Raw genomic sequence first — 23,243 nt, 5'->3', positions numbered from 1 at the left:
GAGCGCCGAGCAGCAATCATTTATGTCATGGGAATGGCTGGATGGCAGCGAATTCCACGGTCAACCGGGAAAAAGACTCAAAAATGAAAATGGCGCAGGAGGTTCTGCGCCATTGTGTTTGGGCTATCCCCGGGATTGGTCGGGGATTTTCTGACTGCTTGCTTAGCGTCGTCCGCCGAGGATGGACCCCAGCACCCCACGCAAAATCTGCTTCCCGATTTCCCGGCCAACCGTTCCGGCAACGCCGCGTGCCGCGCTTTTCGCTGCGCTTTCCAGCACACCTTCACGGCGCCCGCCGCGCGGGCCGGTGGTGCCGCCGAGCATGTCACCGAGGCTGCCGAAGATGCCGCCGGATTCCTGCGGGGCCGGGGTGTTTTGGCGGGGTTGCGGGGCGGGTTCGCGGCGTACGGGTTCCTGATTGGCGCTGTTGCCCCAGTCGCTGTCGTTGAGCTTGCCGTTGCCGGCCGGCGCGGGGATGGCGCCGGGGGCGGGCTGGGTGGCGGCGGGTTTGCCGCGCAGGATTTCGTAGGCGGATTCGCGGTCGACCGTGGTGCCGTAGGTGGCGAGCAGCGGGCTCGATTTGATGAAGGCCTGGCGTTCGTCGGCGGTCAGCGGGCCGAGGCGGGAGGCGGGCGGGAAGATGAGACCCCGTTCGACGATGGTCGGCCGGCCTTTTTCGTCGAGGAAGGAAACCAGCGCTTCGCCGACACCGAGTTCGGTGATGACCGTGGCGGCGTCGAATTTGGGGTTGGCGCGCATCGTTTCGGCTGCTGCCTGGACGGCTTTCTGGTCGCGCGGGGTGAAGGCGCGCAGGGCGTGCTGGACGCGGTTGCCGAGCTGGCCGAGGATTTTTTCCGGGACGTCGAGCGGGTTCTGCGTGACGAAATAGACGCCGACGCCTTTGGAGCGAATCAGGCGGACGACCTGCTCGACCTTGTCGGTCAGTGCCTGGGGCGCATCGCTGAACAGCAGGTGGGCTTCGTCGAAGAAGAAGGCGAGCTTGGGCTTGTCGAGGTCGCCGGCTTCGGGCAGTTGCTCGAACAGTTCGGAGAGCAGCCAGAGCAGGAAGGTGGAGTAGAGGGCCGGGGCCTGGACGAGCTTTTCGGCCGACAGAACGTTGATGACGCCACGGCCGTTTTCGTCGACCTTCATCAGGTCGTTGATGTCGAGCATCGGCTCGCCGAAGAACTGGTCACTGCCTTGCTGTTCGAGCGTCAGCAGGCCGCGCTGGATGGCGCCGATGGAGGCCGAGGCGACGTTGCCGTATTCGGTGGTGAAAGTCTTGGCGTTGTCGCCGACGTGCTGGACCATGGCGCGCAGGTCCTTGAGGTCAAGCAACAGTAAGCCTTGGTCGTCGGCGATCTTGAAGACCAGTTGCAGGACGCCGCCTTGCGTGTCGTTTAGGTTGAGCAGGCGGGCGAGGAGCAGCGGGCCCATGTCGGAAATGGTGGCGCGGATCGGAATGCCGTTTTCGCCGAAGACGTCCCAGAAAGCGACCGGGTTGGCGTACGGGGCGAAGCCCTCAAGGCCGAGTTCGGCGATGCGCTTGAGCAGTTTTTCCGAAGGGCTGCCGGCGGCGCCCATACCCGAGAGGTCGCCCTTGACGTCGGCCATGAAGACCGGCACGCCGGCAAAGGAGAGCCGTTCGGCCATCGATTGCAGGGTCACCGTCTTGCCGGTGCCGGTGGCGCCGGTGATCAGCCCGTGGCGGTTGGCCATCTGCGGCAGCAGGGCCGGGTAACCGTCTTCGGATTTGGCGAGGTACATGGGTTCGGACATGGCGGCTGGCTCCAGCGGGAAAGGTATTCCGGCATTCTAGCAACGCGGCGATGGCGCTTTGTTAAATAGCGTAAGTCGGCGTGCTACGCGGGCCTGACGGGAAGCCGCCGGGCGAGTAAAATCACGCCTTCTTCGTTATTTGCATTCAGGGAAAACAGCATGGCTGGTCATTCCAAGTGGGCCAATATCCAGCACCGTAAAGGTCGCCAGGACGAGAAGCGCGGTGCCGCCTTCTCGAAGATTGCCAAGGAAATTACCGTTGCGTCCAAGATGGGCGGCGGCGACATCAACTTCAACCCGCGCCTGCGCGTCGCGGTCGACAAGGCCAAGGGCGTCAATATGCCCAAGGACAAGATCGACACGGCGATCAAGAAGGGGACGGGCGAACTCGAAGGCGTCGAGTACATCGAGATCCGCTACGAAGGCTACGGCATCGGCGGCGCGGCGATCATGGTCGACTGCCTGACCGACAACAAGGTACGCACGGTGGCCGAAGTTCGCCACGCCTTTTCCAAGTTCGGCGGCAACATGGGCTCCGACGGCTGTGTGGCCTTCCAGTTCAAGCATGTTGGCCAGCTGATTTTTGCGCCGGGTACTGATGAAGCTGCGCTCATGGATGCTGCCATCGAGGCCGGTGCCGACGATGTGGCGACCAACGACGACGGTTCTATCGAGGTGATCACCCCGCCGAACGACTACATGGCCGTCAAGGACGCGCTCGAAGCCGCCGGCTTCAAGTCCGAATTCGGCGAAGTGACGATGAAGCCGGAAGGCGAAAACGTCTTCGCCGGCGAGGAAGGCGTGAAGATGCAGAAGCTGCTCGACGCGCTGGAAAACCTCGACGACGTGCAGGAAATCTACACCACGGCAGTCATCGAAGACTGACGTGCCGCGAGGCGCGTCGCCCTCGGGTGGCGCGCCTCGACCCCGCATTGCCGTTGCAGCCAAAGGACTTCCATGAATCTTCGTTCGCTTGCCCTTGCCCTGTTCGCTGCCACGCTGAGTCTTTCGGCCTCTGCTGTCCAGCTTGCCTGCCCTGAGCTGGCCGTCGCCGTCCAGGTCAATGCCTGCCCGAGCGAAGAAGAGCTCAAGTTTACCTACAACGGTTATTGCAGCGACAACGCCAAGGCCTATGCCAATCAGACCGATTCATGCGTTCGCTACGAAGACTATCGCCAGATGAAGAACACGGCGCGCTGGGAATCGAAGGATGGCCAATTCGACGGCTATGTCTCGTGCGATCTGCCAGCTGACAAGTTCAAGGCGCTCAAGGCGACGAGCATGAAAGTCGTGCAGCAGGGCAAGCTGACCAAGTTGGTGTGCACCTACCCGAGCGGGATCAATTTCACCTACCGGACCAAAGGCGCCTGCAAATTGCTCGATGAAAAGGCCTGCGCTGCCGATGCGGCCAACTGCAAGGCGAGTTGCGACTGAAACCTGAGACGCCCGGCGCGCGGCAGGCCATGACCTTGCCCGTCATCATCGATATCGAAGCCTCGGGCTTTGGCAAGGGCAGCTATCCGATCGAGATCGGCTATTTCATGCCGGATGGCAGCTCGTTCTGCACCCTGATCCGCCCCGAGGCGGGGTGGACGCATTGGGACAGTTCGGCCGAGGCGGTGCACGGCATCGCCCGCGAACAACTGGCCAGCCACGGAAAATCGGCCGTCGATGTCTGTCTGGCCCTCAATCGCAGCCTGCGTGACCAGCGCGTCTATTGCGATGCCTGGTCCTACGACTATGTCTGGCTCAGTGTGATGTACGACGCCGCCGATCTGGTGCCGTCGTTCGAGTTCCGGGACATCCGCGAGTTGTTGTCCGAGTGCGAGAAATCGCTGTGGCACGCCACCCGGTCACTGGTTGAAGCGCGCCTGGCGCTGCAACGTCACCGGGCCAGTGGCGACGCGCGAACCTTGTTTGAAACCCTGCTCGAAGCACGCCGGCAATGTACCGGCGACCTCATCGTCTGAGCGGCCATGCAACGCTTCTACCCCATTCTCTTCGTCTTTCTGTGGAGCACCGGCTTCATCGGCGCCAAGCTCGGCCTGCCTTACGCCGAGCCGCTGTCCTTCCTGCTCAGCCGTTACGGGCTGGTCATCACGCTGATGCTGGTCATTGCGCTGGCGACCCGGGCGCCCTGGCCGGAGAAGGCGCGCGACTGGTTGCACATCGGCGTTTCCGGCGTGCTCGTCCATGCCGTTTATCTCGGTGGCGTTTTCGTCGCCATCAAGCACGGCCTGCCGGCCGGGGTGACGGCGCTGGTCGTCGGCATGCAGCCGTTGCTCACGGCTTTTGGCGCCGGCTGGCTGCTCGGCGAGAAAGTAAGCACTCGCCAATGGGCCGGGCTCGGGCTCGGTTTTGTTGGCGTAGGCCTGGTCGTTTCGGGCAAGCTCGGCGATGGCGCGCTCGGGCCGATGCTGATCCCAGCCATCGTCGCGCTGCTCGGTATCACGGTCGGCACGCTGTACCAGAAACGCTTCTGCCCGAAGTTCGACCTGCGCACCGGTTCGGTCATCCAGTTCGTCCCGACCGCCATCGTCACGGCGATTGCCGTCGCCGTTTTCGAGGATTACCGGATCGAATGGAACGGCCAGTTCATCTTCGCCCTCGGCTGGCTCGTGCTCGTCCTTTCGCTTGGCGCCATCAGCCTGCTCAATCTGCTGATCCGCAGCGGCAGCGCAGTCAATGTCGCCGCCCTGTTCTATCTGACGCCACCGACGACGGCACTGATCGCCTATTTCATTTTTGGCGAAAATTTGACGTTGACCGCAGCATTCGGCATGTTGGTCGCCGTGAGTGGCGTTTATCTGGTGGCGAGGACGAAATGAGCATCACCGCACCGCGTATTCTTGGCATCGACCCCGGTCTGCGGATCACCGGGTTTGGTGTCATCGAAATGCACGGCAACAAGCTCGTTTATGTCGCCAGCGGCTGCATCAAGTCGAACGACAAGGAGTCGCTGCCTGACCGTATCAAAACGCTGTTTGCCGGCATCAGCGAGGTCATCGCCACCTATGCGCCGAATCAGGCGGCGGTGGAAAAGGTCTTCGTGAACGTCAATCCGCAATCGACGCTGCTGCTCGGCCAGGCCCGCGGTGCGGCGATCAGTGCGCTGGTTCACGCCGGTTTGCCGGTGGCCGAATACACCGCGCTGCAAACCAAGCAGGCCGTGGTTGGTCACGGCAAGGCGGCCAAGGAACAGGTGCAGGACATGGTCGTCCGGCTGTTAAGCCTGCCCGGCGTGCCGACGGCTGACGCCGCCGATGCCCTGGCCTGCGCCATTTGCCACGCCCATGGCGGGCAAGGTCTGGGGGCGCTGGCGACAGCCGGCTATCGCGTTCGTGGCGGACGGCTGGTAGGATGATAGACTGTTTGAAATTACAGTACTTTCTCCAGAAAGAGATGACCCGGAAATGATCGGAAGACTGACCGGCCTGATCGCCGAAAAGAACCCGCCACAGATCGTGCTCGACCTCAACGGCGTCGGCTACGAGCTCGATGTGCCGATGAGCACCTTCTACAACCTGCCGGCGAGCGGCGAGAAGGTCACGCTGCTCACCCACTTCGCGGTGCGCGAGGACGGGCATTTTCTTTATGGCTTTCTGACTGAAGCCGAGCGCTTCGCCTTCCGCCAGTTGCTCAAGGTCTCCGGCATCGGCGCCCGGACGGCGCTGTCGGTGCTCTCCGGCTTGTCGGTCAATGACTTGGCTGCTGCCGTGGCGCAGCAGGAACTCGGCCGGTTGATCAAGGTTCCCGGCATCGGCAAGAAAACCGCCGAGCGCCTGCTCCTCGAGCTTAAAGGCAAGCTGGCCGACACCATCGGCGGCGTATCACTGCATACGGCTGTCGACGACGCCAAACAGGATATTTCCAACGCCCTGCTCGCCCTGGGCTATAACGAGAAGGAAGCGGCCGCGGCAATGAAGCAATTGCCGGCCGACATCGGCACCTCGGACGGCATACGGGCTGCCCTCAAACTGTTGTCGAAGGTCTGATGATCGAAGAAAACGATCCCAAACGGCTGGCGCAAATTGCGCTGGTGGTGCTCCTTATCATCGGCTGCGTTACCGTCCTGCTGCCCTTCATCGGTGCCGTGCTCTTCGCTTTTGTCGTCTGGATGTGCACCTGGCCTTTCTATGCTGAAAAGCTGCTGCCGCGACTGGGCGGGCGCGATACGCTGGGCGCCTCGCTGATGACGCTGGCGCTGGTTCTCGTCATGCTGCTGCCGACGGTTTTTCTGGCCGGTTCTCTGGCCAATGGTGCCGACAACCTGATCGATTTCCTCAAGCCTTACATCGAGCAAGGCCTGCCGACCGAACCGCCGGGCTGGTTGAGCGGACTGCCTTTCGTCGGTACGGAAATCGAGGCGACCTGGCATCGCCTCGCCGGCAATCGTGAGGAACTCAACGGCCTGGTCAAGCAGATGATCGCCCCGGCCCGCCAGTTTGCGCTGGTTCTCGGTGGCATCGCGGCCAACGGTCTGCTGCAACTGGCGCTGGTCCTCTTCGTGACCTTCTTCCTCTATCGCGACGGTGCGGCGATCAGTAACGCGCTCTACGTCGGCGCCCGCAAGCTGGGCGGCGAGCTCGGCGAAAACATGATGGACAAGGCGCGCGGCACTGTCGTCGGCGTCATGCTCGGCATCGTCGGCACGGCGGCGGCGCAGGGTACGGTGGCGATGATCGGCTTTCTGATCGCCGGCGTTCCGGCCGCCATGCTGCTCGGTTTCGCCACCTTCTTCCTGTCGATGATCCCGGTCGGCCCGCCGCTGATCTGGGGCGGCGCGGCGGCCTGGCTGTACAGCGAAGGGCAGACCGGCTGGGCGATCTTCATGGTGCTCTACGGCCTGTTCGTGATCAGCAGCATCGACAATTTCGTCAAGCCTATCCTCATCTCCCGCGGTGCCGGGCTGTCGATTCTGCTCATTGCGCTTGGCGTGCTTGGTGGCGTGCTGGTCTTCGGCTTCATCGGCATCTTTCTCGGCCCGGTATTGCTGGCGCTGGGCGACATGCTGCTGCAACGCTGGCTGCGTGAGGAACCCTTCGCATGATCGAAACCGACAAACTGAGTCCGGGGGCCATTCCCACGGTCGACCGGATAATTGCCCCAAATTCGAAATCGGCCCAGGAAGAGGCGCTCGAACGCGCCCTGCGCCCCAAGCGGCTGGCCGATTACACCGGTCAGGTCAAGATCCGCGAACAGCTCGAAATCTTCATCCAGGCCGCCCGTAACCGCAGCGAATCGCTTGACCACGTCCTGCTCTTCGGCCCGCCGGGGCTGGGCAAGACGACGCTGGCTCACATCGTCGCCGCCGAGATGGGCGTCAATCTGCGTTCGACGTCTGGCCCGGTGCTTGAGCGTGCCGGCGACCTCGCTGCCATCCTGACCAATCTCGAACCGCACGACGTCCTGTTCATCGACGAAATCCACCGTCTGAGCCCGGTCGTCGAGGAAATCCTCTACCCGGCGCTTGAAGACTTCCAGATCGACATCATGATCGGCGAAGGTCCGGCCGCCCGTTCGGTCAAGCTCGACTTGCCGCCGTTCACGCTGGTCGGCGCGACAACCCGCGCCGGCATGCTGACCAACCCGCTGCGCGACCGCTTCGGCATCGTCGCCCGCCTTGAGTTCTACACTGCCGAAGAACTGCAGAGCATCGTCAGTCGTTCCGCTGCGCTGCTCAACGCGCCGATCGATCCGGAAGGCGCTTTCGAAATCGCCAAGCGTTCGCGTGGCACGCCGCGCATCGCCAACCGCCTGCTGCGCCGCGTCCGCGACTACGCCGAGGTCAAGGCCGACGGCAATATCACGCGTCAGGTGGCCGATGCCGCGCTGGTCATGCTCGACGTCGATTCGGCCGGGCTCGATGTCATGGACCGCAAGCTGCTCTCCGCCATCATCGACAAATTCGGCGGTGGTCCGGTCGGCGTGGACAACATCGCGGCCGCCATCGGCGAAGCGCGCGACACCATCGAGGACGTGCTCGAACCCTATCTGATCCAGCAAGGCTACCTGCAACGCACGTTGCGTGGCCGTATCGCGACGCCCGCTGTCTATCGCCACCTCGGTCTGGCCGAGCCGGCCAGCGCGGTCGTTCGCGACCTGCTGGCCGATAGCTGATCAGGCTGCGTTGTCGCTCGGGGCGGAGTCCGCCCCGGCCAGGCAGACGCGATTGCGCCCGGCGGCCTTGGCGGCATAGAGCGCAGCATCGGCCCGATTTACCGTATGGTCAGTCGATTCGGTGCCATCGAACTGGCTGACGCCCAGGCTGATGGTGACCCGGATTCCCGGGGTTTCCGGGCAAGGCGTGTTTTCTGCTACCGCCAGGCGGAGTTTCTCGGCGATCAGGCGACCCTCTTCGGCGGCGCAGCCGGGCAGTACCATGAGAAATTCCTCGCCGCCCCAGCGCACGGCGAAATCGGCTGCCCGCAGCGTCGAGCGCAACCGGTGCGCGACGCTGGTCAGTACCTCGTCGCCAACGCGGTGGCCATAGCGGTCGTTGATGCTCTTGAAATGGTCGACATCGGCGAGCAACACGGTGATGGCTTGCGGGTTGCGCCGATAGTTGGCCATCAGTTTGTCGATCAGGATGCTGAAAGCGTGGCGATTGAGGAGGCCGGTCAGCTTGTCGGTCGACGCCATTTCCTCGATTTTCGACTGGTAGCGGCCAAGGGCGAGGTGGGTCAGGAAAATGACGACCAGCGTGACGGCCAGGCTGATCGCCAGATTGAGATATAGCGTCTGGCGAATGCCGGCCAGCGAAACGTCCTCGTTCTGCTCGACGAACAGGTACCACTTGAGTTCGGAGACGTAATTGACGTTGAGAATATGGTTGTCGCCGCCATCGAGGAACTGATAAGAGCCGCTTCGTTCGGCCAGGATGCGGTCAAGGATCGCGGCCATCCCCGGCCGGCTGCGCAGATCCGGCGCCTGGCCTTTCTGTCCACCATGGAGGACAACGCGACCTGTGGCATCGGCAAAGTAGATGGTGCGCTGGAAGCGCGCCTGATATTCCTGGATCAGGCGGCGAACCGAATCGACGGTAAGGCCGATGCCGGTGGCGCCAATGTATTGCCCGGCAAAATCAGACACGCGGTAATTGATGAAAATGGTCAGCTTGTCGTTGTTGGCGAGATCCGGATCGACATTGATTTCGTAGTCGTCCGGCATATTGCGAACCCGGTAGTACCAGGCATCGCGAGGCTCGCCTTCGGAGACGTGCTTGAACGCGCCTTCCCCGGTGTAGTAATTGCCGGTCTTGTCGGAGACGAAGAAACTGCTGAAGGCTTTGTTGCGCAGTTTGACTTCGGCCAGGTAACGCGCCAGTTCGCTGACATCTTTTTCGCCCTTGAGTACCCATTCGCGCAAAAAAGTGTCGTGCGCCATGGTCGACGAAATGAGAACGGGGCGGACCAGATCCTTCTGAATCTCTGAATAAATGTTGCTGGAAGTCAGTGGCAGATCCTGGCCGATGATGGCGCTACGGATGGCTTCCTTGGAAACGAAGTAGCCGAACAGCGTCGTGGCGAAGAAGCCAATGCTGAGAAGCAGGCTCAACAGAAGGATCAGGCTGCGTCGATCACTGATTTTGAAATGACGGGGCATAGCCATAATTATGTGGGACGGTAGCCGGGAATGCCATGCATTTGCGTTGTTTAGTTGGCGAGAAAAATATTGGCATGGAAACAGATCGTTACAAAACAATGTTGCGGCGCAATGTAAAATCCTGGGATGAAATACGAGCCGAAGCCGAACGCCTTCACCATTCCGGTCCGCGTTTATTACGAGGATACGGATGCTGGCGGTGTCGTTTACTACGCCAATTACCTGAAATTCTTCGAGCGCTGCCGTACCGAATGGATGCGTTTTGCCGGCCACGACCAGTCGGCCCTGGCCGCCGAAGCCGGCATTGGCTTCGTGGCGCGCAAGGCGAGCTGCGAGTACCTCAAGCCGGCACGCCTCGACGACGAACTGATCGTCGGCCTCGAAGTCGAAAAACTGACCCGCGTCCGTGTCATTTTCCGCCAGCACGTCCGCCGCGGCGACATTGAACTGGTCACCGGCACCGTCGAAATCGCCTGCGTCAACATGGCCACCATGACCCCCTCCGCCATCCCCGAATTCCTGCACAGCAAACTGGAAGCGCTTAAATGAACGTCACCCAGGATCTTTCCATCCTCCACCTCATTCTTCAGGCCAGCGCGGTCGTCCAGGCCGTCATGGCCCTGCTCGCCGGCGTCTCGTTCATGTCCTGGTACTACATTTTCATGAAGTGGTTTGCCGTCAAGCAGGCGCGTGCCAAGACCGAGACTTTCGAGCGCGACTTCTGGTCCGGCGGCGATCTCAACAACCTGTTCAACAGCGCGGTCAATGACCGCCACCACGCTGGTTCGATGGAGCGCATCTTCGAGGCCGGTTTCCGCGAATTCACCAAACTGCGCGGCCAGAAGAATCTTGAATCGAAGGATTTCGTCGACGGCTCGCGCCGCGCCATGCGCGCCACCTACCAGCGCGAAATGGATTCGCTCGAAGCGCATCTCGCCTTCCTCGCTTCGGTTGGTTCTGTCAGCCCCTACATCGGCCTGTTCGGCACGGTCTGGGGCATCATGCACGCCTTCCGCGGCCTGTCCAACGTTGGTCAGGCGACGCTCGCCTCGGTCGCCCCGGGCATCGCCGAAGCGCTGGTCGCCACGGCCATCGGCCTGTTCGCGGCGATTCCCGCCGTGCTCGCCTACAACCGCTTTTCACATGACATCGACCGTCTGGCCACGCGCTACGAGAGCTTCATGGAAGAGTTCTCGAACATCCTGCAAAGGCAGATGCGTTAAGCCATGCGCCAGCGTCGTCTGAAAAGCGAAATCAACGTCGTTCCCTACATCGACGTCATGCTCGTGTTGCTCGTCATCTTCATGGTGGCGACGCCGATGATGACGACCGGTTCGGTCGATCTGCCGAGTACCGGCACGGCGCCGCAGAAACCGCCGAAATACATCAAGGTCGAGGTCGGCAGCGATGGCGCCCTGTCGGTCTACAACACCGATGGCAAGGCGACAAAGATCAAGGGAATCAAGGCTCTAAAAGGCGAATTGAACTCCCTGAAAGAGGCCGACGAGAAGATTGCCGTGCTCATCGCGGGCGACAAGGAAACCCAGTACAAGAACGTCATCGAGGTGCTCGACGAGGTCAAGCGCATGGGTTTCGACAAGGTTGGCCTGGAAACCGCCAGCAAATAAGTGGACATGATCCTCGACAAACCCGAAGAGCCCGGCAAGAAGTACGCGCTGGCGTTCACCATTTTGGTGCACGTGGCCTTGCTCGCTTTTCTGTTCTTCGGGGTGCAATGGAAACGCAGCAAGCCCGAGGTCATGGAAGTCGAGCTGTGGTCGCCGCAGCCGATGCCGGCCCAGTATGTGCCACCGCCTCCACCGCCGCCGCCCGAAGTCAAGCCGGAACCGAAACCGCTGCCCAAGGTTGAGCCGAAGCCCGAACCGGTGCTGAAAAAGCCGGAAATCGTGGTCAAGGAAGAAAAGAAGAAGCCGGAGCCGAAAAAGCCCGAGCCCAAACCGGAACCACCGAAGCCGGAGCCGAAGAAACCTGAACCCAAACCCGAGATCAAACCGCCACCCAAGTTCGATTTCAGCAAGGAGTTGTCGCGCGAAACGGCCAACCTGAAACCACGGCCGAATACCCAGCAGATGAACAATGCCGCGGCAGCCGAGGCCGAGCAGCGGGCGTCGGCCAATAGTCGAGGAAAGGCTGATTACGCGAACAAGATTCGCGGCAAGGTGCGCGGCAATATCGTTTTACCGCCCGCCATTCAGGGCAATCCGGAAGCTGTTTTTGACGTCAGTCAGTTGCCGGGCGGCGAAGTCCTCGACGTCAAGCTGAAACGCTCGAGCGGCAATTCGGCGCTGGATACCGCCATCGAGCGCGCCATCCGTAAATCGTCGCCCTTGCCCAAGCCGGATGATCCATCCCAGTTCAAGCGGGAATTTGAAATCAAATACAAGCCGTTAGAAGAGTAAAATCGCGCGACCCCTTATGAAAATGAATGCAATGTCCCTAATTTTCCGTTTCATTTTTCTGCCTTTTTTCCTGTTGACCGTGGGATTCGCCCAGGCCCAGTTGTCGATCGAGATTACCGGCGCTGGCGCCAACCGCATTCCGGTAACGATTGTCGATTTTCCCGGTGATCCGTCCGCGTCCCGCGTCATCACCTCGACGGTGCGTGCTGACCTCGATCGCAGCGGCCTGTTCAAGCTGATCGATCACAACAACCTGACTTTCGACGAAAACGCGCCGATCAACTACGCTGACTGGAAGAGCAAGGGAGCCGACGCGCTGGCTGCCGGCAGTATCGCGCGTAGCGCCGATGGCCGCATGGAAGCCCGCTTCCGCCTCTACGACACGCAAAAGGGGGTGTCGCTGGGCGGCGCCGCCTACGTCACCAGCAATGCCCAGCTGCGTGCCGCCGGTCACCGTATCGCCGATTTCATCTATGAAAAACTGACCGGCGAAAAGGGTGTCTTCTCGACGCGCATCGCCTACGTCGTCAAGGCGCGCGGCCAGTTCCTGCTGCAGATCGCCGATTCCGATGGCCAGAATGCGGCAACCGCGCTGACCTCGACCGAACCGATCATTTCGCCTGTCTGGTCACCGGATGGCGGTCGTCTGGCCTACGTTTCCTTTGAGAAGAAAAAACCGGTCATCTACGTCCATTCGCTGGCTTCCGGCCAACGCCAGATTGTGGCCAATTTCAAGGGTTCCAACTCGGCACCGGGCTGGTCGCCGGATGGTCGCAAGCTCGCTGTCGTCTTGTCGAAAGATGGCTTCTCGCAGCTCTATTCGGTCAGTGCCGACGGCAGCGGCCTGCAGCGCCTGACCCAGTCGTCCGGCATCGACACCGAGCCGCGCTATTCGGCCGACGGTGGCACGATCTATTTCACCTCCGACCGCGGCGGCAGCCCGCAGGTCTACCAGATGGCTGCCACCGGTGGCGATGTCCGTCGCGTCACCTTCGAGGGCAGCTACAACGTCTCGCCGCGTCCGTCGCCGGACGGCAAGAGCCTCGCATTCATCAGCCGCCGTGAAGGCCGCTTCCAGCTCGCCGTGATGGATCTGGCCAGTCGCCAGGTCCAGGTGGTGAGCGACTCGAACAAGGACGAATCTCCAAGTTTCGCCCCGAATAGCCGCATGATCCTGATCGCCACTGATGTTGGCGGTCGCGGCGTACTATCGGCTGTCTCCAGCGATGGCAGGATCAAACAACGTCTCACGGTCGCCGCGGGTGATGTTCGCGAACCGGCCTGGGGCCCTTACTATCAATAAGCCACAATCCATCCGGAGAACTTTGTGAAAAAACTGCTTATCCCCGCCCTGCTGTCCGCCATTCTCGTCGGTTGCTCGACCACCCCGCTGCCGGAAGATACCGCCGGTGCCCCGGTCGAGTCGCGCAGCGGTGCCTCCACCGGTGTCGCCTCGGTGACCGCCGGCGGTGTTGACGCCAACGGCCTGCCGCGCGAACTGACCGACCCGAAGAGCAAGCTGTCGCAGCGCAGCATCTACTTCGACCTCGACAAGTATGAAGTCAAGGACGAGTACAAGGATCTGGTTGCCTCCCACGCCAAGTACCTGAGCGCCAACAAGGGCTTCAAGGTTCTGCTGCAAGGCAATACCGACGAGCGCGGCAGCCGCGAATACAACCTGTCGCTCGGCCAGAAGCGTGCCGAAGCCGTCAAGCGTTCGCTGAGCCTGCTCGGCGTTCCGGAAGCCCAGATTGAATCCGTCAGCCTCGGCGAAGAAAAGCCGAAAGATGCCGGTCATGACGAAGCTGCCTGGTCGCAAAACCGTCGCGCCGACATCCTGTACAAGGGTGCAGACGGTCGCGGCGAGTTCTAAGCATCATGCGCCCGGTTCGAATCGCCCTTTTTATCGCCGCGTTGGGGGCAGCACAAGCCCACGCCGGCGTGTTTGACGACGAAGAAGCGCGTCGCCAGGTTGCCGATCTGCGGATCAAGACCGAGGCGCGATTCGACCAGCAGGCCAAGGGCCAGCTGGATCTGGCCAGCCAGATCCAGCGCCAGGCCGACGAAATTGCCCGCTTGCGCGGCCAGATCGAAACGCTCAATTACGAGCTGGAGACAGCCAAGAAGCGCCAGCAGGACTTCTATCTCGACCTCGACACCCGCCTGCGCAAGTTTGAAACGGCCGACAGCGCGAATGCCACGGTCAACCCGGAAAACGGGCCAAATTCCAAACCGGCTACCGACCCGGCCAAGGAAAGCCAGGACTACGAAGCCGCTCTGAACCAGTTCAAGGCCGGCAAGTACAAGGAAGCCGCCGCCGGTTTCGCAGCCTACGTGCAGAAATATCCGGCCAGTTCGCTGGCCCCCAATGCCCAGTACTGGCTTGGCAACGCCTGGTATGCTCAGCGCGACTGCAAGCGCGCCATCGAGGCGCAGAGCGTGGTTACCACCAAGTACGCCGACAGCACCAAGGCGCCCGACGCCTGGCTGGCCATAGCCACCTGCCAGCAGGAACTGGGTAACCCGACGGGCGTCAAGCGCTCGCTCGAAACGGTCATGACCAAGTACCCGGGCACCCCGGCTGCCGATACGGCACGCGATCGCCTGAAGAAGAAGTAATTGGCTTTACGCCTCACCGAAATTTTCTATTCCCTGCAGGGCGAGGCGTCGCGCGCCGGCCTGCCGACGGTTTTCGTCCGCCTGACTGGCTGCCCCTTGCGCTGTACCTGGTGCGACACGACCTACAGCTTTACCGGTGGCGAGCCGGCGACGGTCGAATCGGTGCTGGCTGAAGTCGGCAAGTACCCCGCCCGCCAGATCTGCGTCACCGGCGGTGAGCCGCTGGCGCAGAAGGACTGCCTGCCGCTGCTCACGGCGCTCTGCGATGCCGGTTACGACGTCTCGCTGGAAACATCCGGGGCGCTCGATGTCGCTGGCGTCGACCCGCGCGTGGCGCGGATCATGGACCTCAAGGCGCCGGATTCCGGCGAGTCGGCCAGGAATCTGTGGAGCAACCTCGACGTTCTCAGCCAGCGCGACGAAATCAAGATCGTCATCGCCTCGCGCAGCGACTACGAGTGGGCTCGCGATGTCCTGCGCGAACGACAGCTCGATCGCCTGTGTCCGGTGCTTTTGTCGCCCGCCGGTGGACTCATCGAGCCCCAGTCGCTGGCCGACTGGATCCTCGAGGACGGCCTGAACGTGCGCTTCCAGCTGCAGTTGCACAAGCTGCTTTGGGGTAACATGAAGGGAAAATAAAGGAGGAGAAGGTCATGGAAAGTAATCGCCGCAAGTTTTCCCGCATTCCCTTCCAGGCCGAGGCCAGTCTTTTCCTGCCCGATGGCGAATACGTCGTCGAGGTGCTCGATCTCTCGCTCAAAGGCGCGCTGATTCATCCGAACGCCAACGTCTTCATCACAGTTGGTACCAACTGCACCCTGAAAATCCGTCTCGACGATTCCGGAGCCAGCATCCGCATGGACGCCACGATTGTCCATCACATGGCCAATTATTATGGCCTGGCGTGTCGTGACATTGATCTCGACAGCGTCACCCATCTGCGTCGTCTGGTTGAGCTCAATCTGGGCGACGAGGTTATGGCAGAGCGGGAATTCTCTTCGTTGACCCACAACTGACAGTCGCTGTAAATCAGGCATTTCAGTATCAGTGCTTGCTGAAATGCCTATTCTTTCGCCATAATCCCCCTCGGTGCCCCTGACTATACAAACCAATTCGCGGGGGTAACATGGTTCTGGGAGGATCCATGGTCGAACGGCGGAATTTTCGCGGCCCGACGCTGTGCAGGATGGGGCCTTCCACTCGGTAAGCTTGTCTCACATGACGTCTGGCCATCTGGTTGAGCATCCATGCTGTTCGGGCGAACGCGCTCCGGAGGCGGCTGTTCGGCTACCCGGGCTGTGTGCGATTCAGCATGCGATCTTTGAAAATGCCGGCCGGGCAATCGTCCTGACTGATCCCGATGGCCTGATCCTCTATTTCAATAACGCGGCCCAGAAACTCCTTGGCTACACCTGGGAAGAAGTGGTTTATCGAACCACACCGATGATTTTCCATCTGCCCGAAGAAGTGAGCAGCCGGGCCGACGCCCTGGCGGCCGAGTTGCAGCGACCGGTAGCGGCAGGATTTGATGTATTCATTGCCAGCCTCGGCATCAAGGCGCAACACGATGCAGACTGGACATTGGTCCGCAAGGATGGCTCGCAGCTTCCGGCCAGCCTGACAGTCAGTGTCTTGCGCGATACGCAGGGGTGCGTACAAGGTTATCTCGGCATTGCCGCAGATATTTCCGTTCGACGGAAGCTGGAGCAGGACCTGCGCATCGCCGCGATCGCCTTCGAGTCACAGGCCGCCATTCTGGTCACCGATGGGTGCCAGCGCATCCTTCAGGTCAATGCCGCATTCACGAAACTGACCGGCTATTCAGCCGATGAAGCGGTTGGGCAGACCCCCAGGTTGCTCAAGTCCGGGCGGCAGGAGAGCTCTTTTTATAAAGACATGTGGGAGGCGCTCGAGCGCAACGGACATTGGCAGGGCGAAATATGGAATCGCCGCAAAAACGGTGAAATCTATCCGGAATGGCTGACCATCAATGGTGTCCGTGACACCCGAGGTGAGATCACCCATTACGTCAGTACTTTTTCGGACATCAGCAACCTCAAAGTGGCTGAATCGGAAATCCATAACCTGGCTTTCTACGATCCGTTGACCGGGCTGCCCAATCGCCGTCTGCTGCTCAACCGGATCAACAAGGCCTGTGCAGCCGGCAAGCGGAGCGGAAAGTACGGTGCCTTGCTGATCATCGACATCGATCATTTCAAGACACTGAACGACACCTTGGGGCACGATGTCGGCGATTACCTGCTGGTTGAGGTGGCGACGCGTCTGGGTGCCTGCATCCGCGAGGGAGATACGGCAGCCCGCCAGGGGGGCGATGAGTTTGTCGTGATGCTCGAAGAACTTGATAACGATCCGGAAAATGCCGGTATCCAGGCTGAAATGGTCGCCGAGAAAATTCGCGCTGAACTCGGCCGCCCCTATTTTCTGGGCGATGAAGCTGAATACGTGCGAACTGCCAGCATTGGCATCAGCCTCTTCCTGGGGCAGGAAAAATCGACCGACATACTGCTCAAGCAATCCGATATTGCCCTCTACAAGGCCAAGGATGCCGGGCGAAATACGATACGATTTTTTGACAATGCCATGCAGACGGCACTTGATGAACGGGCCGCGCTCGAGGCCGGTTTGCGTCGGGCACTGGCGCGTGGCGAACTGCTGCTGCATGTCCAGCCACAGGTCGATACCCAACGTCGGCTGATCGGCGCCGAAGCCCTGCTACGGTGGCAACCGCCCGGCAAACCGATGGTGTTGCCTGGTGACTTCATTTCGCTCGCTGAGGAAACCGGGCTGATCGTGGCGGTCGGACTCTGGGTCCTCGACGCGGCGTGTGCCGGCTTGCGCCGGTGGGCCGATGATCCACGCACCTCCAGCCTGTCAATGGCGGTAAATGTCAGTGCCCGCCAGTTTCGTCAGGCTGATTTCGTCACACAGGTTGGAGATGCATTGGCCCGCCATGGCGCAAATCCCTGCCTGCTCAAACTGGAGCTGACGGAAAGCCTGCTGCTCGACAACGTTGAAGACACCGTGGCGAAAATGCAGGCCCTGCGGGCAACGGGCGTACGCTTTTCCCTCGATGATTTCGGCACCGGCTACGCCTCACTGGCTTACCTGAAGCGTTACCCCTTCGAACAGCTCAAGGTCGATCGGTCCTTCATCAGTGACATCACGAACAATCCTGATGCAGCAGCCATCGTCCGGGCGATCATCGCCATGGGCAATACCTTGCGTCTCGGGGTGGTGGCCGAAGGTGTCGAGGCCAGCGTTCAGCACGACTATCTGGTCGAGCATGGTTGCAGCCAGTTTCAGGGTTACCTGTTCGGCAAGCCGATGTCCTTCGCCGACTTTGATGCTGCTCTGGAAGCATTGTCCGGGGAGCTTCTCGAAGCGTGTGACGACTGGGTGATCTAGATCCCGAGATAGCGGTGCCAGATGCCATGGTCGGTATCCAGTTCGGCCGATGTGCCTTGCCAGACCACCTGCCCGCGCTCGATGATGGTGTGGCGGTTGGCCAGCCCGATCAATTTTTCGACGTATTTGTCGATGACCAGCACGCTCTGGTTCTCGCTGCGTAATCTCGACAGGCAAGCCCATATTTCCTCGCGGATCAGCGGGGCCAGCCCTTCAGTCGCTTCGTCGAGAATGAGGAGGCGCGGGTTGGTGACCAGCGCCCGGCCGATGGCCAGCATTTGCTGCTCGCCGCCGGAAAGCTGGTTGCCGAGATTTTTCGAACGTTCGAGCAGGCGCGGGAAAAGTTCGTAAACCCGGGCTGGCGTCCATGGCTCGCCGACGCCGCGCCGGTTGGCGAAAAAGGCGACCAAATGCTCGTCGACCGTGAGATTCGGAAAACACTGACGCCCTTCCGGTACCAGCGCAATGCCGGCCCGGCCGATACGGTCCGGGCGCCAGCCGTCGATGCGCTCGCCGGCGAAGCGGATTGTCCCTGCCCTGATTGCCTGCAGTCCGCAAATGGCGCGCAGGGTCGTCGTCTTGCCCATGCCGTTGCGGCCAAGCAGCGTCGCGGCTTCGCGCTCGTTCATGCTCACGTCGAGGCCGAACAGCACCTGGCTCGGCCCATAGGCGACTTCGAGGCCGCTGATTTCGAGCAGGGCGCTCACAGGTGATCTCCGAGGTAGGCGCGGCGCACTTCCGGATTGGCGCGTACGGCTTCCGGTTCGCCGGTGCAGATCAGCTGGCCATTGACCAATACCGAAATGCGGTCGGCCAGCCGGAAAACGGCGGCCATGTCGTGTTCGACGAGGAGGATGGTGACGTGACGGGCAAGCTGTTCGATCAGCTCGACCATGCGCGCCGACTCTTCCGGGCCGGTGCCGGCCATCGGTTCGTCGAGGAGCAGCATCTTCGGCTTGGTGGCCAGCGCCATGGCCAGTTCCAGCGCCCGTTGTTCGCCGTGGGCAAGGTTGCCGGCGACTGCGTCGACGCGGCTTTCGAGGCCGACCTGCGCCAGATAGACGCGTGCCTCGTCGAACAGCGCGACCTCGCTTCGGACCGGCTTCCAGAAACGGAAACTGCTGCCGGCATCCTGCCTTCCCTGAACGGCCAGGGCGACATTGTCGAGGGCCGAGAGGCCGAGGAAGACGTTGGTGATCTGGTAAGAGCGCGCCATGCCGGCAGCGACCCGCCGGTGCATGGCCAGCCGGGTCACATCCTGGCCGGCAAAATGGACGCTGCCCGAATCCGGTTGCAGGGCGCCGGAAACGTGGTGGATGAAGGTCGTCTTGCCGGCACCGTTGGGACCGATCAGGGCGTGGACTTCACCGGCCTCGACGCTGAAATTGACTTCTTTTAGCGCGTCGACCGCAGCAAAGCGGCGCGATAGCTGGCGGACTTCGAGCAGTGCTTCAGCCATGCTTTTTCCCGAACAGTGCCGCGACGCCCTTTGGCGCAAAGAGCACGACGCCAAGCAGGATCAGGCCGAGGGCGATGTGCCAGTGCGGCGTGAAGCCGACCAGCACTTCCTCCAGGCAGAGCAGGATCAGCGCGCCGACCGCGCCGCCATAGAGGTAGCCAACGCCGCCGATGATGACCATGACGAGCAGCGTGCCGGATTGCGTCCACACCAGCAGATTGGGGCTGGCCAGCCCGGTCAGGTTGGCGAGCAGGGCACCGGCCAGTCCGGCCAGCGCCCCGCCGAGGGCGAAGCAGATCAGGCGATAGCGGAAAACCGGGTAGCCGAGCGCTTCCATGCGTGTTTCGTTTTCGCGAATGGCTTGGATGACCCGGCCGAAACGGGCATCGGCCAGCCGGCCAAGAAACACCATTGCCACGGTCAACCCGAAAAAAGCCGCAAAATAGAAATGCGTGTCGTCTGTCAGCGAAACGCCAGCCAGCGTCATCCGGCCAACCAGCGGCAAACCGTCGTCGCCGCCCCAGACGCGGGCCGAAATGAACAGGTAATAGGCCATCTGGGCGAAGGCCAGCGTGATCATGATGAAATAGACGCCGCGCGTGCGCAGGCTGATGGCTCCGACGGCCAACGCAAACAGGCCGGCCACGCCCATGGCCAGCGGAAAGGCGATGAGCGCCTCGTTGATCCCGGCCTGCTGGCAAATCGCCGCCGCGTAGGCGCCAACGCCGAAAAAGGCGGCATGGCCGAGCGAGAACATGCCGCCGAAGCCGAGCACCAGATTGAGGCTGGAGGCGGCCAGCGCGAAGATCAGGATGCGGGTAGCGAAGCCGATGTAAAACTCCTGGCCGAAAGCGGTCAGCCCGAACGGCAGGGCGGCCAGAAGCAGCAGGAGCGCGATGGCGACAGGCTTCTGGTAGGGGGCGGCACGATAGAAAGCCATCAGGCGCGCGCCGGGAAAAGGCCTTGCGGCTTGAAGAACAGGATGCCGGCCATGAGCAGGTAGATCAGGATCGAGGCCAGCGCCGGGCCGAGTGTTGACGCGGCATCGGCCGGGAGCAGTGCGCGCAGGAGAGTCGGCAACAGTGCCCGGCCCAGCGTGTCGACCGAGCCGACGATCAGGCTGCCGACCAGCGCCCCGCGAATCGACCCGATACCGCCAATGATGATGACGACGAAAGCCAGAATCAGCACGCTCTCGCCCATGCCGACCTGAACGGCAAGCAACGGCCCGAGCAGCCCGCCGGCCAGCGCACAGAGCGCCGTACCGAAAACGAAGACGGCGGTGAACAGGGCTTGGACGTTGATGCCGAGCGCCTCGGTCATTTCCCGATTCGACGCGCCCGCCCGCACCCACATGCCGACCCGGCTCCTGGCGACGACCAGGTAAAGCAGCCCGGCCACGGCAAGGCCGAAGGCGATGATGACCAAGCGATAGGCCGGGTAGAAAAAGTCACCGATTTCGACCGGCCCGGCCAGCGCATCGGGCGGATTGAGCATGACCGGCTGGGCGCCCCAGATGACCCGCACTGCTTCATTGGCGATCAGGATCAGCGCGAAGGTGGCGAGTACCTGTGACAGGTGGTCGCGTTTGTACAACTGGCGAAACAGCGACAGTTCAAGCAGCAGGCCAAGCACGGCGGCGCCAGCTACCCCCGCCCCCAGTCCGATCCAGAAGGAATCCGCCGCCTGGGTGGCCGCAGCGACCAGATAAGCGCCCACCATATAAAGCGAGCCGTGGGCCAGGTTGATGCAGTCCATGATGCCGAAGACGAGCGTCAGCCCGGCCGCGAGCAGGAAAAGCATGAGGCCGAACTGCAGTCCGTTGAGGGCTTGTTCGAGGATGAGTTGGGTCATAGAGAAACGGTGCGGACACGCGCCACACTCAAGGCGAAGCCAAGACGAGGCGGCAGTGTCGGCGGCGCCGCAGACAGTACGTCAGTACGGCAAGGTGCCGCCGGCCCCAGCCAACGATGTATCGGCGAGCAGGCTCCTCACTTCATCTTGCAAGAGGCCACATAGGCATCCGCATGATTCGTGAAGATGGTGCCCATGGTCTTGTTGGTGACCCGGCCGCTGGCGTCCTTGCCGATGGCCCGCAGGTAGTAGTTCTGCACCGGATAATGATTGGTGTTGAACTTGAAATCACCGCGCACGGACTTGAAGCGTTTGGCTTCGAGCGCCTTCTGCAGCGCCGCCTTGTCTTCAACCTTGCCCTTCACGTCGCGCACGGCGCCGTCCATCATGAGAGCGGCGTCGTAGCCCTGCGAGGCGTAGAGCGAGGGCAGGCGGTTGTATTCCTTCTGGAAGTCGGCGACGAAGCGCTTGTTTTCGGCGTTGTCCATGTCGTGCGCCCAGTGCGACGAGTTGAACATGCCCATCATCGAGCTGCCGACGGCCTTGATCACGTCCTCGTCAGCCGAGAAGCCGGGGGCGAACAGCTGGGTGTCGCGCGACAGGCCGGCCGAGACGAACTGCTTCACGAAGTTGATGCCCATGCCGCCGGGCAGGAAGAAGAACAGGGCGTCGGGCTTGGTGGCGCGGATCTGAGCCAGTTCGGCGGCGTAGTCGAGCTGGCCGAGTTTGGTGTAGACCTCGTCGGCGACCTTGCCGTTGTAGTAGCGCTTGAAGCCGGAGACGGCGTCCTTGCCGCCAGGGTAGTTCGGGGTGACGATCACGACGTTCTTGTAGCCCTTGTCCTGGACGATCTTGCCGACCGCTTCGTGCAGGTTGTCGTTCTGCCAGGCGACGTTGAAGAAGAAGGGATTGCATTGCTCGCCAGCGTATTGCGACGGGCCGGCATTGGCCGAGATGTAGAAGGTCTTGCTCTCGAAAACGCTTGGACCGACGGCGAGCATGATGTTGGAGAAGACGATGCCGGTCATGAAATCGACCTTGTCCTTCTTCAGGAATCGGTCGGCCGCCTGCTTGGCGATGTCCGGGCTTTGCTGGTCGTCGGCGATCAGTACCTCGGCCGGCAGGCCACCGAGCTTGCCATTGAGTTGCTTCATCGCCAGATTGAAACCGTCGCGGATATCGACGCCAAGGCCGGCACCGGGGCCGGACAGCGTGGAGACGAAGCCGACCTTGATCTGGTCGGCAGCGTGGGCGGAGCCGGCAAGCATCAGTGCTACGGCAAGGACAGTCAGGCGAAGCGACATTCGTATCTCCAGTCAGGGGGCACAATACGGCAAATTGTAGCGCAGGAACAAGCAGATACCGGGTCAAAACGGGCCGGTTTTCAGGTATATTCGCGCCCCATGATGAAGCCAGCCGTCGTTCTCCTTTCCGGTGGACTCGATTCCGCCACTTGCCTCGCCATTGCCCGCAGCCAGGGTTTTGACTGTTATTGTCTGTCGTTCAACTACGGTCAGCGCCACTGTGCCGAGTTGCAGGCGGCCGAGCGGGTCGTCAAGGCCCTTGGCGCCGCCGAGCATAAGGTGCTCAATCTCGGGCTGGCCCAGTTTGGCGGCTCGGCCTTGACCGATACCAACATCAATGTCCCGATCGACGGCGTGCAGCCGGGTATTCCCGTCACCTACGTGCCGGCGCGCAACACCATCATGCTCTCGCTGGCCCTGGCCTGGGCCGAGGTGCTGGGCAGCCGCGACATTTTCGTCGGCATCAACGCGGTCGATTATTCCGGTTACCCGGATTGCCGGCCGGAGTACCTTGCTGCATTTGAGAAGATGGCCAATCTGGCCACGCGGGCCGGCGTCGAAGGCGTCAAATTGAGCATCCACGCGCCACTGATCGACCTTTCCAAGGCCGAGATCATCCGCACCGGCGCGGCGCTCGGCGTCGATTACGGCCTGACCGTTTCCTGCTACCAGGCCGATGAACTTGGCCGGGCCTGCGGTGTATGTGATTCTTGCCGGCTACGCGCCGAAGGTTTTGCCGCCGCCGGTTTGACCGACCCGACCCTTTACCGAGCCTGA

General features: G+C 61.7%; 26 protein-coding genes. 19 read left to right on the top strand and 7 right to left on the bottom strand.

What is annotated here, in order from left to right:
- Positions 1–162: 162 nt before the first annotated feature.
- Positions 163–1,779, bottom strand: a complete 1,617-nt coding sequence (locus tag WBK19_RS19365; RefSeq protein ID WP_511292703.1) for a helicase HerA-like domain-containing protein — start codon at positions 1,777–1,779, stop codon at positions 163–165.
- A 159-nt stretch (positions 1,780–1,938) separates the two neighbouring features.
- On the opposite strand from WBK19_RS19365, the gene WBK19_RS19360 reads away from it, so the two are divergent.
- From WBK19_RS19360 to ruvB, 8 genes are all read left to right on the top strand, one after another.
- A complete protein-coding gene (locus WBK19_RS19360) occupies positions 1,939–2,664 on the top strand; it encodes a YebC/PmpR family DNA-binding transcriptional regulator (RefSeq protein ID WP_511292701.1) in 726 nt (241 codons plus the stop codon).
- A 72-nt stretch (positions 2,665–2,736) separates the two neighbouring features.
- Positions 2,737–3,213 (top strand): hypothetical protein, encoded by a 477-nt coding sequence (locus tag WBK19_RS19355; protein ID WP_511292699.1) that lies wholly within the window; start codon positions 2,737–2,739, stop codon positions 3,211–3,213.
- 29 nt (positions 3,214–3,242) lie between these two features.
- On the top strand, positions 3,243–3,749 hold the full coding sequence (locus WBK19_RS19350) for a 3'-5' exonuclease (protein WP_511292697.1): 507 nt from the start codon (positions 3,243–3,245) through the stop codon (positions 3,747–3,749).
- A 6-nt stretch (positions 3,750–3,755) separates the two neighbouring features.
- The gene (locus tag WBK19_RS19345; RefSeq protein WP_511292695.1) at positions 3,756–4,607 is read left to right on the top strand and encodes a DMT family transporter; all 852 of its coding nucleotides are present in this window, start codon (positions 3,756–3,758) and stop codon (positions 4,605–4,607) included.
- Positions 4,604–5,143 (top strand): crossover junction endodeoxyribonuclease RuvC, encoded by a 540-nt coding sequence (gene ruvC, locus WBK19_RS19340; protein ID WP_511292693.1) that lies wholly within the window; start codon positions 4,604–4,606, stop codon positions 5,141–5,143. The genes WBK19_RS19345 and ruvC overlap by 4 nt, the downstream gene beginning before the upstream one ends.
- A gap of 49 nt (positions 5,144–5,192) precedes the next feature.
- Positions 5,193–5,774, top strand: a complete 582-nt coding sequence (gene ruvA / locus WBK19_RS19335) for a Holliday junction branch migration protein RuvA (RefSeq protein WP_511292691.1) — start codon at positions 5,193–5,195, stop codon at positions 5,772–5,774.
- The gene (locus WBK19_RS19330) at positions 5,774–6,829 is read left to right on the top strand and encodes an AI-2E family transporter (RefSeq protein ID WP_511292689.1); all 1,056 of its coding nucleotides are present in this window, start codon (positions 5,774–5,776) and stop codon (positions 6,827–6,829) included. The genes ruvA and WBK19_RS19330 overlap by 1 nt, the downstream gene beginning before the upstream one ends.
- Positions 6,826–7,899 carry a Holliday junction branch migration DNA helicase RuvB gene (gene ruvB, locus WBK19_RS19325; protein WP_511292687.1) on the top strand — a complete coding sequence of 358 codons (1,074 nt, stop codon included), beginning with the start codon at positions 6,826–6,828 and terminating at the stop codon, positions 7,897–7,899. Before WBK19_RS19330 ends, ruvB begins: the two co-directional genes overlap by 4 nt.
- On the opposite strand, the gene WBK19_RS19320 is transcribed toward ruvB, so the two are convergent.
- The gene (locus tag WBK19_RS19320) at positions 7,900–9,336 is read right to left on the bottom strand and encodes a sensor domain-containing diguanylate cyclase (RefSeq protein ID WP_511292685.1); all 1,437 of its coding nucleotides are present in this window, start codon (positions 9,334–9,336) and stop codon (positions 7,900–7,902) included.
- A 174-nt stretch (positions 9,337–9,510) separates the two neighbouring features.
- Between WBK19_RS19320 and ybgC the strand changes: the two genes are divergently transcribed.
- From ybgC to WBK19_RS19270, 10 genes are all read left to right on the top strand, one after another.
- Entirely contained in the window at positions 9,511–9,933 is a 423-nt protein-coding gene (ybgC, locus tag WBK19_RS19315; protein WP_511292683.1) for a tol-pal system-associated acyl-CoA thioesterase, read from the top strand.
- Positions 9,930–10,607, top strand: a complete 678-nt coding sequence (tolQ, locus tag WBK19_RS19310) for a protein TolQ (protein ID WP_511292681.1) — start codon at positions 9,930–9,932, stop codon at positions 10,605–10,607. Before ybgC ends, tolQ begins: the two co-directional genes overlap by 4 nt.
- A gap of 3 nt (positions 10,608–10,610) precedes the next feature.
- Positions 10,611–11,012: a protein TolR gene (gene tolR / locus WBK19_RS19305; protein ID WP_511292679.1), complete on the top strand. Its 402-nt coding sequence runs from the start codon at positions 10,611–10,613 to the stop codon at positions 11,010–11,012.
- 6 nt (positions 11,013–11,018) lie between these two features.
- The gene (tolA, locus tag WBK19_RS19300) at positions 11,019–11,804 is read left to right on the top strand and encodes a cell envelope integrity protein TolA (RefSeq protein WP_511293092.1); all 786 of its coding nucleotides are present in this window, start codon (positions 11,019–11,021) and stop codon (positions 11,802–11,804) included.
- Between the two features lie 22 nt (positions 11,805–11,826).
- Positions 11,827–13,107 (top strand): Tol-Pal system beta propeller repeat protein TolB, encoded by a 1,281-nt coding sequence (tolB, locus tag WBK19_RS19295; protein WP_511292677.1) that lies wholly within the window; start codon positions 11,827–11,829, stop codon positions 13,105–13,107.
- Positions 13,108–13,131: 24 nt separating this feature from the next.
- Positions 13,132–13,677: a peptidoglycan-associated lipoprotein Pal gene (gene pal, locus WBK19_RS19290; RefSeq protein WP_511292675.1), complete on the top strand. Its 546-nt coding sequence runs from the start codon at positions 13,132–13,134 to the stop codon at positions 13,675–13,677.
- 5 nt (positions 13,678–13,682) lie between these two features.
- Complete coding sequence (gene ybgF, locus WBK19_RS19285) at positions 13,683–14,423, top strand: tol-pal system protein YbgF (RefSeq protein ID WP_511292673.1); 741 nt, start codon at positions 13,683–13,685, stop codon at positions 14,421–14,423.
- Positions 14,424–15,062 carry a 7-carboxy-7-deazaguanine synthase QueE gene (gene queE / locus WBK19_RS19280; protein ID WP_511292671.1) on the top strand — a complete coding sequence of 213 codons (639 nt, stop codon included), beginning with the start codon at positions 14,424–14,426 and terminating at the stop codon, positions 15,060–15,062.
- 14 nt (positions 15,063–15,076) lie between these two features.
- A complete protein-coding gene (locus WBK19_RS19275; RefSeq protein ID WP_511292669.1) occupies positions 15,077–15,439 on the top strand; it encodes a PilZ domain-containing protein in 363 nt (120 codons plus the stop codon).
- 202 nt (positions 15,440–15,641) lie between these two features.
- On the top strand, positions 15,642–17,849 hold the full coding sequence (locus tag WBK19_RS19270; protein WP_511292667.1) for a sensor domain-containing protein: 2,208 nt from the start codon (positions 15,642–15,644) through the stop codon (positions 17,847–17,849).
- Here the strand turns inward: WBK19_RS19270 and WBK19_RS19265 are convergent.
- The 5 genes from WBK19_RS19265 to WBK19_RS19245 form a co-directional block, all read right to left on the bottom strand.
- Positions 17,846–18,556 (bottom strand): ABC transporter ATP-binding protein, encoded by a 711-nt coding sequence (locus WBK19_RS19265; protein WP_511292665.1) that lies wholly within the window; start codon positions 18,554–18,556, stop codon positions 17,846–17,848. The two genes, WBK19_RS19270 and WBK19_RS19265, sit on opposite strands and share 4 nt — an antisense overlap.
- Complete coding sequence (locus WBK19_RS19260; RefSeq protein ID WP_511292663.1) at positions 18,553–19,308, bottom strand: ABC transporter ATP-binding protein; 756 nt, start codon at positions 19,306–19,308, stop codon at positions 18,553–18,555. The genes WBK19_RS19265 and WBK19_RS19260 overlap by 4 nt, the downstream gene beginning before the upstream one ends.
- Positions 19,301–20,248, bottom strand: coding sequence for a branched-chain amino acid ABC transporter permease (locus tag WBK19_RS19255; protein WP_511292661.1), 948 nt, complete (start codon positions 20,246–20,248; stop codon positions 19,301–19,303). Before WBK19_RS19255 ends, WBK19_RS19260 begins: the two co-directional genes overlap by 8 nt.
- Complete coding sequence (locus WBK19_RS19250; RefSeq protein WP_511292659.1) at positions 20,248–21,162, bottom strand: branched-chain amino acid ABC transporter permease; 915 nt, start codon at positions 21,160–21,162, stop codon at positions 20,248–20,250. Before WBK19_RS19250 ends, WBK19_RS19255 begins: the two co-directional genes overlap by 1 nt.
- A 137-nt stretch (positions 21,163–21,299) precedes the next feature.
- Positions 21,300–22,466 carry an ABC transporter substrate-binding protein gene (locus WBK19_RS19245; protein ID WP_511292657.1) on the bottom strand — a complete coding sequence of 389 codons (1,167 nt, stop codon included), beginning with the start codon at positions 22,464–22,466 and terminating at the stop codon, positions 21,300–21,302.
- 99 nt (positions 22,467–22,565) lie between these two features.
- On the opposite strand from WBK19_RS19245, the gene queC reads away from it, so the two are divergent.
- A complete protein-coding gene (gene queC / locus WBK19_RS19240) occupies positions 22,566–23,243 on the top strand; it encodes a 7-cyano-7-deazaguanine synthase QueC (RefSeq protein WP_511292655.1) in 678 nt (225 codons plus the stop codon).

This window comes from Azonexus sp. (genome assembly GCF_049652925.1).
Classification (GTDB): Bacteria; Pseudomonadota; Gammaproteobacteria; order Burkholderiales; family Rhodocyclaceae; genus Azonexus.
This window is presented reverse-complemented; position numbering and strand designations above follow the sequence as displayed.